Origin of the sequence: Pigmentiphaga aceris (assembly GCF_008119665.1) — a bacterium.
In the GTDB taxonomy this organism is placed as follows: domain Bacteria; phylum Pseudomonadota; class Gammaproteobacteria; order Burkholderiales; family Burkholderiaceae_B; genus Pigmentiphaga; species Pigmentiphaga aceris.
Window position 1 is genome coordinate 455,531 of sequence record NZ_CP043046.1, and the last position, 16,147, is coordinate 471,677.

At 63.0% G+C, this 16,147-nt stretch carries 17 protein-coding genes; 13 read left to right on the plus strand and 4 right to left on the minus strand.

All coding sequences use genetic code 11. The features are described from left to right. Positions 1-288: 288 nt before the first annotated feature. The gene (locus FXN63_RS01900) at positions 289-717 is read right to left on the minus strand and encodes an organic hydroperoxide resistance protein (protein WP_148812320.1); all 429 of its coding nucleotides are present in this window, start codon (positions 715-717) and stop codon (positions 289-291) included. A gap of 128 nt (positions 718-845) precedes the next feature. Next, on the minus strand, positions 846-1,313 hold the full coding sequence (locus FXN63_RS01905) for a MarR family winged helix-turn-helix transcriptional regulator (protein WP_148812322.1): 468 nt from the start codon (positions 1,311-1,313) through the stop codon (positions 846-848). Between the two features lie 168 nt (positions 1,314-1,481). On the opposite strand from FXN63_RS01905, the gene FXN63_RS01910 reads away from it, so the two are divergent. Next, positions 1,482-2,273, plus strand: a complete 792-nt coding sequence (locus FXN63_RS01910; RefSeq protein ID WP_148812323.1) for a 2-keto-4-pentenoate hydratase — start codon at positions 1,482-1,484, stop codon at positions 2,271-2,273. A 63-nt stretch (positions 2,274-2,336) separates the two neighbouring features. Here the strand turns inward: FXN63_RS01910 and FXN63_RS01915 are convergent, their stop codons facing one another. Continuing rightward, a complete protein-coding gene (locus tag FXN63_RS01915) occupies positions 2,337-2,774 on the minus strand; it encodes a gamma-glutamylcyclotransferase family protein (RefSeq protein ID WP_148812325.1) in 438 nt (145 codons plus the stop codon). Between the two features lie 270 nt (positions 2,775-3,044). Here FXN63_RS01915 and FXN63_RS01920 point away from each other — a divergent pair, with 270 nt between their 5' ends. Both FXN63_RS01920 and FXN63_RS01925 read left to right on the plus strand, forming a co-directional pair. Further along, positions 3,045-4,346, plus strand: a complete 1,302-nt coding sequence (locus FXN63_RS01920) for a UDP-N-acetylglucosamine 1-carboxyvinyltransferase (protein WP_148812327.1) — start codon at positions 3,045-3,047, stop codon at positions 4,344-4,346. Positions 4,347-4,430: 84 nt separating this feature from the next. After that, positions 4,431-4,769, plus strand: coding sequence for a zinc ribbon domain-containing protein YjdM (locus tag FXN63_RS01925; protein ID WP_148812329.1), 339 nt, complete (start codon positions 4,431-4,433; stop codon positions 4,767-4,769). A gap of 108 nt (positions 4,770-4,877) precedes the next feature. Here FXN63_RS01925 and gstA read toward each other — a convergent pair whose 3' ends face one another. Then, a complete protein-coding gene (gene gstA, locus FXN63_RS01930; protein WP_148812332.1) occupies positions 4,878-5,510 on the minus strand; it encodes a glutathione transferase GstA in 633 nt (210 codons plus the stop codon). Between the two features lie 163 nt (positions 5,511-5,673). Between gstA and FXN63_RS01935 the strand changes: the two genes are divergently transcribed. The 10 genes from FXN63_RS01935 (at position 5,674) to hutG (ending at position 16,145) form a co-directional block, all read left to right on the plus strand. Beyond that, a complete protein-coding gene (locus tag FXN63_RS01935; RefSeq protein WP_148812334.1) occupies positions 5,674-6,012 on the plus strand; it encodes a winged helix-turn-helix transcriptional regulator in 339 nt (112 codons plus the stop codon). A 166-nt stretch (positions 6,013-6,178) separates the two neighbouring features. Then, entirely contained in the window at positions 6,179-7,174 is a 996-nt protein-coding gene (locus FXN63_RS01940; protein ID WP_148812336.1) for a Bug family tripartite tricarboxylate transporter substrate binding protein, read from the plus strand. A 338-nt stretch (positions 7,175-7,512) separates the two neighbouring features. Beyond that, positions 7,513-8,406 (plus strand): 4-hydroxy-tetrahydrodipicolinate synthase, encoded by an 894-nt coding sequence (dapA, locus tag FXN63_RS01945; protein ID WP_148812338.1) that lies wholly within the window; start codon positions 7,513-7,515, stop codon positions 8,404-8,406. A 97-nt stretch (positions 8,407-8,503) separates the two neighbouring features. Continuing rightward, on the plus strand, positions 8,504-9,565 hold the full coding sequence (locus FXN63_RS01950; protein ID WP_148812340.1) for an ABC transporter substrate-binding protein: 1,062 nt from the start codon (positions 8,504-8,506) through the stop codon (positions 9,563-9,565). A 135-nt stretch (positions 9,566-9,700) separates the two neighbouring features. Then, positions 9,701-10,540: an ABC transporter permease gene (locus tag FXN63_RS01955; RefSeq protein ID WP_148812342.1), complete on the plus strand. Its 840-nt coding sequence runs from the start codon at positions 9,701-9,703 to the stop codon at positions 10,538-10,540. 3 nt (positions 10,541-10,543) lie between these two features. Then, positions 10,544-11,356, plus strand: coding sequence for an ABC transporter permease (locus FXN63_RS01960; RefSeq protein ID WP_148812345.1), 813 nt, complete (start codon positions 10,544-10,546; stop codon positions 11,354-11,356). 73 nt (positions 11,357-11,429) lie between these two features. Further along, complete coding sequence (locus FXN63_RS01965) at positions 11,430-12,512, plus strand: ABC transporter ATP-binding protein (RefSeq protein WP_148812346.1); 1,083 nt, start codon at positions 11,430-11,432, stop codon at positions 12,510-12,512. Positions 12,513-12,517: 5 nt separating this feature from the next. Next, positions 12,518-13,951, plus strand: a complete 1,434-nt coding sequence (locus FXN63_RS01970; protein WP_148812347.1) for an FAD-binding oxidoreductase — start codon at positions 12,518-12,520, stop codon at positions 13,949-13,951. A gap of 157 nt (positions 13,952-14,108) precedes the next feature. Next, the gene (locus tag FXN63_RS01975; protein WP_148812349.1) at positions 14,109-15,311 is read left to right on the plus strand and encodes an alpha-hydroxy acid oxidase; all 1,203 of its coding nucleotides are present in this window, start codon (positions 14,109-14,111) and stop codon (positions 15,309-15,311) included. Between the two features lie 27 nt (positions 15,312-15,338). Continuing rightward, positions 15,339-16,145 (plus strand): N-formylglutamate deformylase, encoded by an 807-nt coding sequence (gene hutG / locus FXN63_RS01980; protein WP_148812351.1) that lies wholly within the window; start codon positions 15,339-15,341, stop codon positions 16,143-16,145. The last annotated feature ends 2 nt before the right edge of the window (positions 16,146-16,147 follow it).

Below are 16,147 nucleotides of genomic sequence, written 5' to 3' on the forward strand. Positions count from 1 at the left end.
CGCGCCGCTTGCCGCGAGGCTTGATCCCCGTCATGGCAGCAGGGGCGTTCGGGCGTCGCGGTGACGTCCAGGCCCTTGCATCGTGACCGGACAATGCTGTCGCCAGACGCCCGTCGGGGCGGCCATCTCTGGCCGCCCCGACGGGTCGTGCTGCAAGTCGGCCGCGCGAAGCTCACCGTGACCGACCGCAACGCCTCGGAGGGGAGCGTCGCGGCCGGGCCACCGAACCTGGGGCCTGACCTGCTACTTGCTTATTGCACCTGCGTACTACCTAGTGCCTGAAACGCCTTACACCACCACGTTCAGCGTGACGTCGATGTTGCCGCGCGTGGCGTTCGAGTATGGGCAGACGATGTGCGCTTTCTGCACCAGGTCGTCGGCAACGCTCTTTTCCAGGCCGGGCAGCGAGATCGTGAGCGCGGCTTCGATGCCGAAACCGGTCGGGATCTGGCCGATGCCAACGGTGCCTTCGACGCTGACGTCAGCCGGCAGGGCGACTTTTTCTTTCGAGGCGACGAACTTCAGCGCGCCCAGGAAGCAAGCCGAATAACCTGCCGCGAACAGCTGTTCCGGGTTCGTGCCTTCGTTGCCGGCACCGCCGAGTTCACGCGGGGTGGTGAGCTTGACATCCAACACCTTGTCCGACGAGACGGCACGGCCTTCGCGGCCACCGGTTGCTTGAGCAGTTGCGCGGTACAGCACTTTTTCGATCGACATGGAAAAACTCCTTGGAGGTGGGTACAACGGGGCGATAAGAAAACGAGAATACACGTTTAGTTGCTTGCTATCTAATCGTGCACTACTTTAATGACAGAGAGATGCGGGTTCGGATGCTTCTCTGCCGTTTACATGTTTTCCGCCAGCTGCGTACGCAGGCGGTCCAGCTGATCTTTCATCTGCGTCAGTTCTTCAGGACTGCAAGACGACGCGCACATCACGGCTTCCGGCATGGCCTTGGCCTGTTCACGCAATGCGCTGCCGGCGTCGGTCAGCGTCACAATGACCTGACGTTCGTCGGATGCGGCGCGTGCCCGGCTGAGCAGACCCGACGATTCCATGCGCTTCAACAACGGGGTAAGCGTGGCGGAGTCCAGGAACAGACGTTCGCCGATTTCCGACACCGTCATGCTGTCGCGCTCCCACAGCACCATCAACACCAAGTATTGCGGGTAGGTGATGTCCAGCGGGCCAAGCAGCTTGCGGTACAGCTTGTTCATCGCCAGCGAAGTCGAATACAGCGTGAAGCACAGCTGCTGATCGAGTCGGGGCGTGTCGCTGTCGCGGCTACCGGGGGAAGGGCGTTTCGTCGTCATGGGAAGGATATTAAATAGTGCGCTATTTGATTGCAAGCGATTTTTAAATTTATCTGTTCAAGGGATTGTGACGAGGTGTGCCGCAGCGCGGGATTGTCCGCATGCCTCGCCGGGTGCATGGCTTGCTGCTCGCTTACAGTACCCATTGGGTAATCACGAGAGAGATTGATGACCGATTCCACGACTTTCCGCCAAGCGTCCGACCTGCTCTGGACCACTTGGCAAAGCGGTGGCCGTTTGAGCACTGGCTTGTCCGACGCCCTGCGCCCCACCAGCCGCAAAGACGGCTATGCCATTCAAGCGCTGCTGGATGCGCGCAGTGCCAGCCCGATCTTTGGCTGGAAAATCGCCGCCACCAGTACCGCAGGCCAGGCGCACATCGGTGTGGACGGCCCGCTTGCCGGCCGCATTCTGGCCGAACGCGTGCACCCGGACGGGGCCACGCTGTCACTGGCCAACAACCTGATGCGGGTCGCCGAATGCGAGTTTGCCTTCAGGATGGGGCGCACGCTGCTGCCACGTGTAGCGGCTTACACCCGTGGGCAAGTGCTGGAAGCTGTCGCCAGCCTGCATCCCGCCATCGAAGTGCCAGATTCGCGTTATGAAGCTTTCGAGAAAGTTGGTGTGGCGCAGCTGGCCGCCGACAATGCCTGCGCGCACGACTTTCTGCTGGGCGCGCCCACGCAAGCCAGCTGGCGCGGCCTGGACCTGGTGAATTTCACAGTCGAAGCCGTGGTGAACGACGGCCATCGGCACATCGGCAAAGGCGAAAACGTATTGGGTGACCCGGTGATTGCGCTGGTCTGGCTGGCCAACGAGTTGTCGTCGCTGGGCATTCCGCTGGAAGCCGGGCAGGTAGTGACCACGGGCACCTGCGTGAAGCCGATTCCTGTATCGCCGGGTGATGAAGTGAAAGCTGCCTTCGGGGAACTTGGGCGGATTTCGGTGCGCTTCGCCTGACAGCAGTGGGTGGGGTCGATGCGGTGATCTGGAGTCATCGACCATCACCTGCGCACCAACGCTTTACTCAATACCCGCCGCGTCCAGCGCAGCCTTGTCGCGCGCCTGCCGATACGCAATCCAGTCGTTGTGGTCGATGGCCACTGCATCCCCCAGAAAACGCGTGTCGATCGGGTAGTAATGCGCCTGGACCGCCAGGCCATCCAGCTGCAAGGCAATGCTGCGACGGACAAAACAACCATCCACCCCCGGCACATGCTCTTCGATCTCGTCCATCAAGGGCAGCAGGCTGGCGTCCACATCGAACACCTCGCCCAGCACCCCGGGCAGGGTGCCGTCATCGATCAGACCGGGCCAGCCACCAAAATCGACCAGCCGACCGGGGACCCGGGCCTGACCCAGTGTGCGCGGCGGTGGCAGCCCGCGAGATTCCGCGTGCACGGCCAAGTCGTTGGCTTCGCCGGAACGCAGGGTGCCGTAGGCAAAAACATGATGGCGCATGGTTGAGTGCAGCGTGGCCCGGGATGGATGACTTTTCATTCTAGCCACAATGCCGACAGGGCCAATCTGTGCGGCCAAGAGACTTGCCGGTAGCGAAATACCGGCGTTACATCGGGTTTCATCCCCCGCAAGCCGCATTCCTGCTGGCTCTGCGGCGGGTAAGTGCTGCAAGACCAAGCGCTACGCGGGCGTCCGGGCAGGCACCGCATCCGGCAACTTGAAGTGGCACGTGGCATCATGCCCGCCTGCTTCAATTTCCGGTCATTTTGCATGTCCCATCTTATCGTTCACGGTGGTCGCCCCCTGCGCGGCCAGATTCTGCCGTCCGCCAACAAGAACGCCGTGTTGCCGGTGCTGTGCGCCACCTTGCTGAGCGACAAGCCGATCAGGTTGCACAACGTGCCCGAGATCACGGACGTGAAAAAGATCCTGGATATTTTCCGTCTGCTGGGCAGTCAGGTGGCGGTCGACTTCAAGGCCGGCACGCTGGACCTGCATCATCAGCACACCAAATTCGACCCCCTGGTGCACCGCCTGCCGGAAGAAATGCGTTCGTCCATCATGCTGGTGCCGCCGCTGCTGGCCCGCTTTGGCGTGGCGCGCCTGGAAGACGACGTGAAAGGCTGCACGCTGGGTGTGCGCGAAATCGATCCGCACGTGGAAGTGTTCCGTCGCTTCGGCGGCGTGGTGGAACGCACCGCAGGTTCGCTGATCATTCGCACTGAGGCCACCTTGCAGGCCAACGACCACTGGCTGGATTACGCGTCGGTCACCACCACGGAAAACTTCGTGCTGGCCGCCGCATCGGCCAACGGCGTGTCCACCCTGACCAATGCTGCATGTGAACCGCACGTGCAGGAATTCTGCCGCTTCATGATGATGCTGGGCGTGCCGATCCAGGGCGTGGGCACCTCGCGCGTGACCGTGCAGGGTGGGGCGCAACTGGGTGGCGGTGAATTCCACTTCGAAGAAGATTTCCACGAAATCACCACCTTCCTGGCGCTCGGTGCCATCACCGACGGCGAAATCCGCGTCAAGAACACCGCGCCCACGCAATTCCCGCTGATCGACCGCACCTTCCAGAAATTCGGCATCGAGATCGAACACCGCGACGGCTGGAGCACCGCCCACCGCGACGGCCCGCTGAAAGTGCGCCAACCCTTCACCGCCAACACCCTGACCAAAGTCGAAGCCGCCCCCTGGCCATACTTCCCGGTCGACCTGCTGCCGATCTTCATCGCACTCGGCGTGCAGGCCCAGGGCAGCGCGCTGTTCTGGAACAAGGTCTACGACGGCGCACTGGGCTGGTCGGGCGAACTGTCGAAATTCGGCGCGCACGTGTTCCAGTCCGACCCGCATCGCCTGATCACCTTCGGCGGCTCGCCGCTGGTGCCGGCGGTCGTCGAAAGCCCCTACATCATCCGTGTGGCGATTGCCCTGTTGATGGTCGCGGCCAGCGTCGAAGGCGAATCGCAGATCATGAACGCCACCCCGATCCGCCGCGCGCATCCGGGCTTCATTGAAAACCTGCGCTCGGTGGGTGCGGAAGTGGAGTGGATGGCTGACGAGTAAAGGGCGGGGCAGTTTGATCTGGCGCAGCCCGGCTGACAGTCGGGCCGTCTATACTCGCGCGCCCCTTACTGCCTGGAACCTGTCATGACCGCAGCACTCACCTGTCCCCAATGCACGCTTGAAAACGTCTACCCGGACGGTGCGAATCATGTCTGCGCCGACTGCGGTTTCGAGTGGCCGTTGCATGCTGCTGACGCTGAAGAAGATGACGATGTCGTGGTGAAAGACGCCAACGGCAACGTGCTGGTCGATGGCGATTCGGTCGTGCTGATCAAAGACCTGAAGGTGAAAGGCTCGTCCATCGTGCTGAAAGTGGGCACGAAGGTGAAGAGCATTCGTGTGGTCGGCGGCGACCACGATATCGACTGCAAGGTCGATGGCGTGAGCTTCAGTTTGAAGTCGGAGTTCTTGCGCAAGGCGTGATCATCGACGCCCAGGCATCGCCACCCAAGCATCGCCCCCAGGCCGAACGCCCATCGGCCTGCCCGCCGTTCAACACGGCGGGCACCACCATCATCGTGATGGCCTGGTCTATTTAAGACCTTCCGCCGCCAGCGCCAAGCGCACGGCTGGCCGCTCCCGCATGCGCAGGTACCAAGCCTGCAGGTGTGACAGCGCATCGAAGTGAATATCGGCCCGGTAGACGGAAGCCAGCCACGGAGCTTGACCCCACTGGGTCAGCGCAAACAGATAAGCATCTGCCACCGTATAGGTGTCGCCCATCAGGTAAGGCCTGTCTGCAAGCTGCGCATCGATCCACGCGTAACGCTTTTCCAGTTTCGGCTTGGCATGCTCAACGCCATATTTGCCCGCCGCCACTGCATACAACAGCGGAATGAATCCCTTGTGGATTTCCGAGTTGATGAAGCCCAGCCACTCTTGCAGACGCAAGCGCTCACGCGTTCCGCCGTCTGGTGTCAGACGCAAGGCGGGCTGTAAGTCGGCCAGGAACTGCAAGATGGCCGGCCCTTCCCGCAGGACGTCACCGTCATCAAGCGCCAGTACCGGCACATAGCCAAATGGGCTGAGTTCGTAAAAGTCCCGGCCGTCTTCAGTGGTGTGCGTCTTGTGATCCACCTTGACCAGGGTGACGTCCAATCCCAGCTCGTGCATCACGATATGCGGAGCCAGCGAGCAGGCGCCAGGAATGTAGTAGAGCTTCATGTATGGGTATCCGGTAGCGATTGGAAAGCGTGTGAACCCCCTGGCCAGGAAGCTCCGCCATTTTAAAAGTCTGGGATAAAAAAGGAAGAAGGCAGTAAATTGTTATATAGGTACAAAAAATATACCTACTGCTTTTGAATTTTGTTTTGTTCTGGATCTTGCGATGAAAGAAAGCCTGACTGGCTGTTCCGTGGAAGAGTCGATGCGTCTGTTGGGTGGACGCTGGCGTCTGCTGCTGGTGTCCTACCTGCTGGATGGCCCCAAGCGCTTCAACGACCTTCGCCGCGACGTGCCCGGTATTTCGCAGCGCATGCTCACGCTGGACTTGCGGGCATTGGAAGATGCTGGTTTGGTGAAGCGCACGGTGTATCCGACCTCGCCGGTCAAGGTTGAATATGACTTGACCGAGGACGGCAAACGATTGCATCCCGTCGTGGATGTGATGAAGGAATTCGGCCTGTGGCTGAAGCAGCGTGATGCTGATAAAACCGCCGCGCGATAACGCCGCATCGCACTCAGCATCATCGCGCCGCACGCGTCCCGACATTCCTTAACGTGCAGCGTGCAAGATTCTTTCCTCTGCTGCGGGTGATCCGGGATTCACATTTCGCCCATCGGCAGTACCATGACCCGCCCGCCGCATCACCCCGGCCAATTGTTTTCACTCGATGCCACTCATGACTTCTCGCAGACACCTTCTGACCTCGGCTGCCGTTCTGGCCGCTGTGCTGGCTACTCCGTTCGCGCTGTCACCGGTACACGCGCAAGACCGCCCGATTCACCTGATCGTGCCGTATCCGGCCGGTGGCCCGCTGGACGTGACCTCGCGCGCACTGGCCGAAAGCGTGCAGAAGACGCTGGGCACGGTGATCGTGGACAACAAGCCCGGCGCAGGTGGCAACATCGGTGCTGACGCGGTCGCCAAGTCTGCCCCCGACGGTTTGACCATTGGCTTGGCGGCAACCGCCACCCACGCGGTCAACCCGTGGCTGTACTCGAAAATGCCCTACGACGCGGCCAAGGATTTTGAAGCCATCACCCAGATGGTGACGGTGCCCAACGTGCTGGTGATCAACACCGAACGCGCCGCCGCGCTGAAGATCAATTCGGTCGCCGACCTGATCGCCTACGCCAAGGCCAACCCCGGCAAGCTGAACTACGGCAGCGGTGGCAACGGCAGCGCCGGCCACCTGGCAGGCGAGATGTTCAAGCAGCGCGGTGGTTTCTCGGCCGTCCACATTCCTTACCGTGGTGCGAGTCCCGCACAGCTGGCGCTGCTGGCTGGCGAAGTCGATTTCAACATCGACAACCTGGCCGCTGCTGCCCCGAACCTGAGTTCCGGCAAGGTCAAGGCCTTGGCCGTCACCACGCTGCAAGCCAGCCAGATGTTGCCTGGCGTGCCCCCGCTGGCGGACACCATCAAGGGCTTCTCGATCGACACCTGGTGGGGTCTGGTTGCGCCGGCCGGTACGCCCAAGGATGTGATCGCCAAGCTGAACAAGGCGTTTGTCGACGCGCTGAACGCACCGGAAACGCAAAAGCGCTTTGCGTCGCTGCTGGCACAGCCCGCGCCCAGCACGCCTGAACAGTTCGACAAGCTGATGACGGCCGAGCGCGCCAAGTTCGAACAAGTGGTGAAGGTCTCGGGCGCGAAGATCGACTGATCGCACTTCCCGCGCCGGGAACGTCACCGGCCGCAGTTCACACCCCAAGCATCGGCCCTGGCGCTTGGGGTGTTTTCATTGCTGAGCAGGCCACCTGACCCTTCATCTGCCCGTGAAATCAGTGATTACCCGGCTATTTCTGCAAAAATCCTGTATTCGCGCGTGAACTGTCATCGATCTTTCATGCGGAATACTTATCTATTGTTTCACCCGTACTGATGTTAGGACCCCGTCTGGCGAAAGCCACATAGGATGCTTCAACGGTTGTCAGCCTTAATGCCCTACCCATGTGATGGTCACCGGGAGCAGCGCGTGGCGAGCCGACCGAAGGAGCAGGGATGACAGTGCAACACAAGTATCGCGGCATCATGACCGCGACACCGACGCCGTTCACCGCAAACGGCCAGATCGACACCGCCGCGATCGCCGCCCACGTGGACCGCATGATCGCCGCCGATGCGGACGCCTTGGTGCCGCTGGGTGGTACCGGTGAATACACCTCGCTGACCTCCGCGCAGCGCATGACCGTGCTGGAAACTTCCGTAAAAGCCGCCGATGGCCGCATCCCGGTCATCCCGGGCGTGCTCTCGCCCGGCATTGGTAACGCAACCGAAGCCGGCCGCGCCTTCATGAAAGCCGGTGCCAACGCGCTGATGGTTGTCACGCCGTACTACTTCCGCCCGACCCAGCAAGGCATCGTCGACTACTTCAAGAAGTTCTCGGATGAAGTCGATGCCGACATCATCCTGTACGAAATCCCGTATCGCACCGGCGTGTCGCTGAACTACCAGACCGTGGCGCAACTGGCTGCCGAGACCCGTGTGGTCGGCATGAAGGCTTGCAACCCGGACCTGGCGCAGCAAATGCGCGTGGCCGAGCTGACCCGCAACAAGATCGCCATCCTGACCGGCGAAGAAGACGTGCTGCCGCTGCACGTGGCCATGGGCGCAGTCGGCGCGATCATCTCCAGTTCCAACCTGGTGCCGCGCCAGTGGGCGCGCATCCTGAAGCTGGCGATGGACGGTCAGTTGACTGAAGCCATGGCACTGCACACCGCATTGCGCCCGCTGATCGACTGCGTGTTCGCCGAACCCAACCCCGCGCCGATCAAGGCCGCGATGGAATTGCTGGGCTGGGGTGGCAGCGACGTGCTGGCCCCCATGTTGCCCGCCAGCGCCGCCTTGCGCGAACGCCTGACCAAGATCGTGACCGAGCACCGCGGCCGCGAGTAAGACCTGTGATGGCGGCGGGTATTCCCCGCCGCATCCAAACGCAGTTGAAGACCGTTCTATACGCATCGCCCCCAACCGCTATTGTGTGAGGTCCCACATGTCCAAACCCGTCACTGCCTTGCCGCGCCGCCGCTTCCTGCAGGCTTCCGGCTCGACCATGCTCGCCGCCGCCATCGGCGCCCCGATGATCCTCACCTCCAAGACCTCGCGTGCCGCCGGCCGCCTGGTCGTGGTCAGCTGGGGCGGCAACTACCGCGTCGGCGTCGAAGAAGCGCTGGCCAAACCCTTCGCCAAGGAATTCGGCGTTGAAGTCATCCTGATCGACACGCCCGACCTCGCCAAGGTCAAGGCCCAGGTCATGACCAAGAACGTCGAATGGGACGTGTTCGACGTGGTCGGCCCGATGGGCTTCACCGGCTCGAAGAACGGCTACTGGGAACAACTGGACCCGGCGCTGTTCGACAGCAAGGACCTGATCGCCCCGGTCACCAAGGACATGGTGCCGTTCTACGGCTTCACCGGCGGCTTCTGCTACGACAGCAAGAAGCACCCGGAAGCGCCCAAGACCTGGGCCGATTTCTGGGACGTCAAGAAATTCCCGGGCCGCCGTGCGCTGCGCAACCGCGCCAGCGAAACCCTGGAAGTCGCGCTGCTGGCCGATGGCGTGCCGGCCGACAAGATGTACCCGCTGGACATCGAGCGTGCCTTCAAGGCGCTGGATCGCCTGAAGCCGCACGTCGGCAAGTGGGTCGACCAGACGCCGCAGACCGTGTCGCTGGTGCAGACTGGCGAGATCGACTACAGCTACACCTACACCACCCGTGTGAAGGCGGCGCAGGAAGCCGGTCAGACCATCGACTTCGCGTTCGACGAGAACCTGATCGGCCTGGAATACCTGGCCGTGCTGAAGGGCGCGCCGAACAAGACCAACGCCATGAAGTTCCTGCAGTTCGCCATGCGCCCGGAAAACCAGGCCGCACTGATGAACCACCTGGCCAACACCCCGGCCAGCAAGAAGGCGCTGGAGATGGTCAAGCCGGACGTGCGCAAGTGGATGTCCAACCCGGGCAACCCCAAGCACGTGGTCAGCAACGACATGTGGTGGGCCGACCATTACGACGACGTGTCGCGCCGCTTCAAGGAATGGGCGCTGACCTGAACGTGACCTGGGGCGGACCATCCGCCCCGGCATGACCGCCCCGCGACGCATGGTTAACCCAGCGTCGCGTTTTCGATCCGAAACGATCCGAACGCGCCCCGGGCATCACCCGGTGGCAGGTGCATGTGAGCCGCCATGACCCAAAAGAAAGATGCATTGCTGTACGTGGGCCCGGCCACGTTGTTCCTGTTCCTGGTGATCCTTGTGCCGCTGGGCTTTGTCGCCTGGACCAGCCTGCACACCGGTGATTCCTGGTCCTTCGCGGCCTACACCCAGCTGTTCGAAAGCGTGCTGTTCCGCCGCACGCTGTGGACTACCTTCGAGATCAGCATTCTGGCCTCGCTGGGCAGCCTGTTGCTGGGCTACCCGGTGGCGCTGCACCTGGCGCGTGTGTCGGCCCGCAAGCGCGCCATCTACATGGTGCTGGTGCTGATTCCGTTCTGGACCAGCATTCTGGTCAAGAGCTTTGCCTTCACCGTGCTGCTGGGCCGCTCGGGCATGGTCAATACCTTCCTGAGCTGGCTGGCCGGCAGCCCGGTCGAAGTGCCCATGCTGTTCAACCGCCTGGGCGTGATGGTCGGTATGACCAACTACCTGGTGCCCTTTGTGGTGTTCCCGGTGCTGGCCAGCCTGCTTGCCATCGACCGCTCGCTGTACCAGGCCGCCGAAATCATGGGCGCCAAGCCGCCGCGCATCTTCTTCCGCATCACGCTGCCGCTGAGCCTGCCCGGCGTGGCCGCTGCCGTGCTCAGCACCACCGTGATGTCCATGGGCTTCTTTGTGATCCCCGCACTGCTGGGCGGTCGCCAGGACGTGATGTTGTCCAACCTGGTCGACTTCTACACCCGTGAAACCCTGGACTGGAACATGGCGTCTGCCATTGGCGTGATCCTGCTGGGCATCGTGACGATTGCCGCGCTGGGTGTCGATCGCCTGCAAAAATTCGGAGCCCGTCCGCGTACGGCGGCGGTGTAAGCCATGAACGACTCGACTCTGCTCGACCCCCAGGCCCGTGCCTACGGGAACATGCGCACGGTGATCGTTGCGATCGTCCTTGTGTTCCTGCTTGCCCCCAGCCTGCTGGTGATCCCGATTTCCTTCGGTGGCCCCGGTGAAATCACCTTCCCACCGCGCGACTTTTCCTGGGATCTGTATCGCCAGCTGTTCACCAGCGCCGACTGGGTAGGCGCCATCATGCGCAGCCTGCGGGTGGCGGTGCTGACCATGGTGATTGCGCTGCTGATCGGCGTGCCGGCCGCCTACGGCCTGGTGCGTTACGACTTCCCGGGCAAGAAGCTGGTGCTGCTGCTGGTGATGAGCCCGATCCTGATCCCGGTGATCGTGATCTCGCTGGGCCTGTACCTGTACCTGTCGCGCCTGGGTGCGGTGGGCACGGTGTCTGGCCTGGTGGCTGCGCACGTGGCCTACGTCACGCCCTTTGTGATGATGACGGTGATGGCCGGTGTGAAAAAGCTCGACCCGGCGCTGGAATTCGCCAGCTCCATCATGGGCGCCAACCGCCGCACGGTGTTCTTCAAGGTGGTGCTGCCGCAGCTGCTGCCCTCGATCGGCGCGGGCGCACTGTTCGCCTTCCTGATCTCGTTCGACGAAGTGGTCATTGCCTGGTTCCTGACCGGCGCGTCCACCACGACCTTGCCGGTGAAGATGTACAGCAGCATTCAGTGGGACATCTCGCCGGTGATCTCGGCGGTGTCGGCCCTGCTGACCTTCCTGTCCATTTTGTTCTGCTGCTTGTCTGTGTGGCTGCAGCCCAGCCAGCGCACGGAGTGACGGCCGCGTCCGTTTTCCCCCATTGTGTAGACGCGTCGGGCCCCGCCCGCCGCCGAGTTTGAAGGATCGCAATATGGCCTCACAGGCAACGAACGACGCCGCCATCGTTTTCGCAGGCGTCGGCAAGAACTACGGCGGCGCAACCGCGCTGCATCCCATCGACCTGTCGGTGCGACGCGGCGAATTCCTGAGCCTGCTGGGCCCCAGCGGCTCGGGCAAAAGCACCATCCTGAACCTGATCGCCGGCGCGGTGGCCCCCACCAGCGGCCGCGTGATGATCGACGGGCAGGACGTGTCGAACAAGCCGGCGCGCGAGCGCGGGCTGGGCATGGTGTTCCAGAACTACGCCTTGCTGCCGCACCTGAACGTGTTCGACAACGTCGCCTTCCCGCTGCGCATTCGCGGCGCGAGCAAGGACGAGGTGCAGAAGAAAGTCACGGAAGCGCTGGACCGCGTTGGCCTGCGTGGTTACGAGCAACGCAAGCCGCGTGAAATGTCTGGCGGCCAGCAGCAGCGTGTGGGTATTGCACGCTGCATCGTGTATGCGCCGAAAATCATTTTGATGGACGAGCCGCTGGGCGCGCTGGACAAGAAGCTGCGCGGCCAGCTGCAAGACGAAATCAAGCGCCTGCACCGTGAACTGGGTACCACTCTGGTCTACGTGACCCACGACCAGGAAGAAGCCCTGAACCTGTCGGACCGCGTCTGTTTGATGAGCGGCGGCAAGATCGCCCAGCACGGCACACCCGACGAGCTGTACTTCGAACCGGCCAGCGAATTCGTGGCCGACTTCGTGGGTGAATCCAACTTGTTCAAGGGCAAGCTGGGTGCCGATGGCGTGGTCACCACCGATACCGGCCTGGCGATCAAGGTGCAAGGGCCCAAGGGCCATGCAGCCGGTGCGCAGGTCAAGGTGCTGGTGCGCCCCGAGAAGGTCTGCGTGGGCGAGGGCGCCGGCGCCGACAACGGCGCACGCGGTGTGGTGCAGTCGGTGTCCTTCGTGGGTGGCACCACCCGCTTCGAGATCCAGACCGAACGCGGCGCCAAGGTGCTGGTCACCGGTATCTCGGAACGCAGTGCAGGACGTATCGCCATTGGCGACCAGGTTGCCGTCAACTGGGCGGCGCAAGACAGCGTGGTGTTGGCGCAGGAATGAGCGTGATGAAGCAGCAACAGGAAGTGGTCGCCGCGATGCGCGGCCTGGTGGGCGATACCGATGTGGTCGATACCGCCGCCGACATGCAGGCCTATGTGGCCGACTGGTGGGGCCGCAACGCCGGCGTCGCCGCCTGCGTGGTGTTCCCGCGCAGCACCGAAGCCGTGTCCAAGGTGCTGGCATGGTGCAACGAACACGACGTGTCGGTGTTCCCGCAGGGCGGCAACACCAGCGTGTGCGGTGGGGCCATCCCCGACCAGCAGGGCTGCAGCATCGTGCTGAACCTGCTGCGCATGAACCGCATTCGCGACATCAACCCGCGCGACAACGCCATGACGGTGGACGGCGGCTGCGTGCTGGGCGTGATCCACGAGGCCGCGTTGTCGGTGGAACGGATCTTCCCGCTGAGCCTGGGTGCGGAAGGCTCCTGCCAGATCGGCGGCAACCTGTCGACCAACGCCGGCGGCACCAACGTCCTGCGCTACGGCAATACCCGCGACCTGGTGCTGGGCGTGGAAGTGGTGCTGCCCGACGGCACCATCTGGAACGGCCTGCGCACCCTGCGCAAGAACAACAGCGGCTACGACATGAAGCACTTGTTCATGGGCGCCGAGGGCACGCTGGGCGTGATCACCGGCGCATCGCTGAAGCTGTTCCCCAAGCCCCGCACCGTAGTCACCGCACTGCTGGGCCTGGCGACCGTGGAAGCTGCCGTCGACGAAGGCCTGCGCCTGCAGGGTGCCTTCCCCGGCACGCTGGACGGCCTGGAAATCATCTCGCGCAGCGAAATGGAAATCGTGCTGGCGCATGCGCACGGCACGCGTGACCCGCTGGCGCAACCCGCCAACTGGTACGTGCTGGTGGAACTGGCCACGCCGCAGGCCAACGACGACACCTTGTCCGAGAAACTGATGACGGTGCTGACGCCGTCATTGGAGTCTGGTGCGATTGAAGATGCGATCGTCGCCAGCAGTGAAAAGCAGCGCCAGGACATATGGAAGATTCGCCATGCGGTGACCGAGTGCAATCGCCATGAAGGCATGGGCCTGTCGCACGACATCGCCGTGCCCATCCACCGCATTCCCGACTTCATCGCCCAGGCCGAAGCCACGGTGAAACGTGAGTTCCCCATCGCCCGCCAGGTGGTGGTGGGCCATATGGGTGACGGCAACCTGCACTACATCACCATGATCCCGCACGACGTGTGGGCAGGCATCGAAGACAAGCCGGCCTACGCACGCCGCGTGGCGCACGCGCTGTACGACATCGCCGCAAGCATGGGCGGGACGTTCAGCGCGGAACACGGCATTGGTTCCGCGCACGTGGCCGAGATGAGCAAGTACAAGGATCCGGTCGAGCTGGCGATGATGCGGCAGGTGAAGGGCTTGTTCGATCCGAAGGGCATCATGAATCCGGGGCGTGTGCTGCCTGCTGCTTGACGGTGGGCGCTGGTGTTCGGCTTCGCCGCCGTCGTGCTGCAAGCATGCCGCGCACGATGCCAGCGCCGTGTGTCTTTCCCTGATCTCGCCCCGGCGTTTGCATTCGCCGGGCTGACTTCACATTCCGCCTGACTTTCCGCCAGAGAACGAGACTGCGATGCGTGCCAGCGTAGTGGACTACCGAGATGCGGCGCGTGCTTACTTGCCGCGCTTTGCCTGGGGCTACCTGGAAGGGGGCGCGGAAGACTGGCGCAGCATGCAGCGCAACCGCGACGCGTATGCGGCGCTGAGCTTCCTGCCACGCGTATTGATCGACGTAAGCGCGGTCGACACCGTCGTCAACGTGGCCGGGTCATCCCTGGCATTCCCCGCCATCGTCGGTCCCACCGGCCTGAACGGCCTGTACCGCCACCGCGCCGAAGAAACCCTGGCCCGCGCCGCCACTGCCGCCGGCTTGCCCTTCGTGTTGTCCACCGCGTCCAATTCCCTGATGGAAGACGTGCGCAACGCCGCGCCCACTGGCGACCTGTGGCTGCAACTCTACGTGCAGCAAGACCGCCGCATCGCCGAAAGCATGATGGCGCGTGCGCAAGCCTGCGGCATGCACACCTTGCTGCTGACCGTGGACACCCCCGTCACCGGCAAACGCGACCACTACGCCCGCACCGGTTTCACCCTGCCGTTGAAGTGGACGCCCCGCCTGCTGTGGGACGTGATTTCGCACCCGCGCTGGCTGATGGCCGTGGGCCGCCACGGTGTGCCGCAGTTGGCCAACCTGGCGCGCAGCGCAGGCGTATCTGAAAACATCGAAGCCCAGGCCGCCGCCATGAGCCGGCAAATGGACACCCGCCTGGCCTGGAGCGACTTGGCCTGGGTACGCAAGCACTGGAAGGGGCGCGTGCTGGTCAAAGGCGTGCAGCGCGTCGCCGATGCTGAACTGGCCAAACAGCACGGTGCCGATGGCGTGGTCCTATCCAATCACGGCGGAAGGCAATTGGACGGTGCACTCAGCCCGTTGGAAATCCTGGCGCAAACCGTTGATTCCGTCGGGCACAAACACTTCGACGTCATCATCGACGGGGGCGTGCGCCGGGGCAGCGACATCGCCAAGGCCGTGTCGCTGGGCGCATCCGCCGTACTGCTGGGCCGTGCGCCCCTGTACGGCCTGGCGGCCGACGGTGAATCCGGGCCGGCCGACGTGCTGACGATTCTGCGTGCAGAATTCGACACCTGCCTGCGCCTGCTGGGATGCCCGCGTGCAGCAGAACTCGATGCGAGTTATCTTGCACCGCTGACAGGTGCCGGGCCGTTTTGTGGGCCGTTTGGCAGTGCATCCACACCGCCATCCACTGCGCTGTAACCCAATTCATCAAGGAAGACGACGTCCATGTCCGACCCGAAATTCGTATTCAAGCAAGGCAAGTCGCCGCTGCTGATCTCCATCCCCCACCTCGGCCGCATCATCCCGCCGCAGTACGCCGCGCGCATGACCGACGTGGCAAGCCAGATCGCCGACACCGACTGGCACCTGGAACAGGTCTACGCCTTCGCCGACGAACTGGGCGCATCCGTGCTGGCCGCCACCCACTCGCGCTACGTCATCGACCTGAACCGCCCGCCGAACAACGAAAGCCTGTATCCCGGCCAAACCACCACCGGCCTGTGCCCCACGGAAACCTTCCGCGGTGAACCGCTGTACCTGGAAGGCCAGGCACCCACCGACGCCGACATCCAGGAACGCCTGGCCGGCTACTGGAAGCCGTACCACGACAAACTGGAAGAAGAAATCCAGCGCATCAAAGCCGCGCACGGCGGCGCACTGCTTTGGGAAGCGCACTCCATTGCCAGCGTGCTGCCCCGCCTGTTCGACGGCAAACTGCCCGACCTGAACATCGGCACCGGCGCAGGCTCCGCATGCAGCGAAGACATCGTGCAGGCAATCACTTCTTCTTTGGACGACGTTAGCGATTTCACGTGGGTCGTGAACGGTCGATTCAAGGGCGGTCACATCACCCGCCACTACGGCCGCCCGGCCCAGAACATCCACGCCGTGCAGCTGGAAATGTGCCAATCCACGTACATGAACGAGACCGCACCCTTCGACTACCGGCCCGACCTGTCGGCGCAAATCTCCCCCGTCGTCCGCAAGATGGTCACCGCCGCCGTCGAGAAACTCCAAGCCTCTCTCGTCTAAGT

What these genes read in the sequence shown, in the direction of transcription:
- FXN63_RS01900 (WP_148812320.1), bottom strand. Translation starts at nt 717, where the DNA reads ATGTCGATCGAAAAAGTGCTGTACCGCGCAACTGCTCAAGCAACCGGT.
- FXN63_RS01905 (WP_148812322.1), bottom strand. Translation starts at nt 1,313, where the DNA reads ATGACGACGAAACGCCCTTCCCCCGGTAGCCGCGACAGCGACACGCCC.
- FXN63_RS01910 (WP_148812323.1), top strand. Translation starts at nt 1,482, where the DNA reads ATGACCGATTCCACGACTTTCCGCCAAGCGTCCGACCTGCTCTGGACC.
- FXN63_RS01915 (WP_148812325.1), bottom strand. Translation starts at nt 2,774, where the DNA reads ATGCGCCATCATGTTTTTGCCTACGGCACCCTGCGTTCCGGCGAAGCC.
- FXN63_RS01920 (WP_148812327.1), top strand. Translation starts at nt 3,045, where the DNA reads ATGTCCCATCTTATCGTTCACGGTGGTCGCCCCCTGCGCGGCCAGATT.
- FXN63_RS01925 (WP_148812329.1), top strand. Translation starts at nt 4,431, where the DNA reads ATGACCGCAGCACTCACCTGTCCCCAATGCACGCTTGAAAACGTCTAC.
- gstA (WP_148812332.1), bottom strand. Translation starts at nt 5,510, where the DNA reads ATGAAGCTCTACTACATTCCTGGCGCCTGCTCGCTGGCTCCGCATATC.
- FXN63_RS01935 (WP_148812334.1), top strand. Translation starts at nt 5,674, where the DNA reads ATGAAAGAAAGCCTGACTGGCTGTTCCGTGGAAGAGTCGATGCGTCTG.
- FXN63_RS01940 (WP_148812336.1), top strand. Translation starts at nt 6,179, where the DNA reads ATGCCACTCATGACTTCTCGCAGACACCTTCTGACCTCGGCTGCCGTT.
- dapA (WP_148812338.1), top strand. Translation starts at nt 7,513, where the DNA reads ATGACAGTGCAACACAAGTATCGCGGCATCATGACCGCGACACCGACG.
- FXN63_RS01950 (WP_148812340.1), top strand. Translation starts at nt 8,504, where the DNA reads ATGTCCAAACCCGTCACTGCCTTGCCGCGCCGCCGCTTCCTGCAGGCT.
- FXN63_RS01955 (WP_148812342.1), top strand. Translation starts at nt 9,701, where the DNA reads ATGACCCAAAAGAAAGATGCATTGCTGTACGTGGGCCCGGCCACGTTG.
- FXN63_RS01960 (WP_148812345.1), top strand. Translation starts at nt 10,544, where the DNA reads ATGAACGACTCGACTCTGCTCGACCCCCAGGCCCGTGCCTACGGGAAC.
- FXN63_RS01965 (WP_148812346.1), top strand. Translation starts at nt 11,430, where the DNA reads ATGGCCTCACAGGCAACGAACGACGCCGCCATCGTTTTCGCAGGCGTC.
- FXN63_RS01970 (WP_148812347.1), top strand. Translation starts at nt 12,518, where the DNA reads ATGAAGCAGCAACAGGAAGTGGTCGCCGCGATGCGCGGCCTGGTGGGC.
- FXN63_RS01975 (WP_148812349.1), top strand. Translation starts at nt 14,109, where the DNA reads ATGCGTGCCAGCGTAGTGGACTACCGAGATGCGGCGCGTGCTTACTTG.
- hutG (WP_148812351.1), top strand. Translation starts at nt 15,339, where the DNA reads ATGTCCGACCCGAAATTCGTATTCAAGCAAGGCAAGTCGCCGCTGCTG.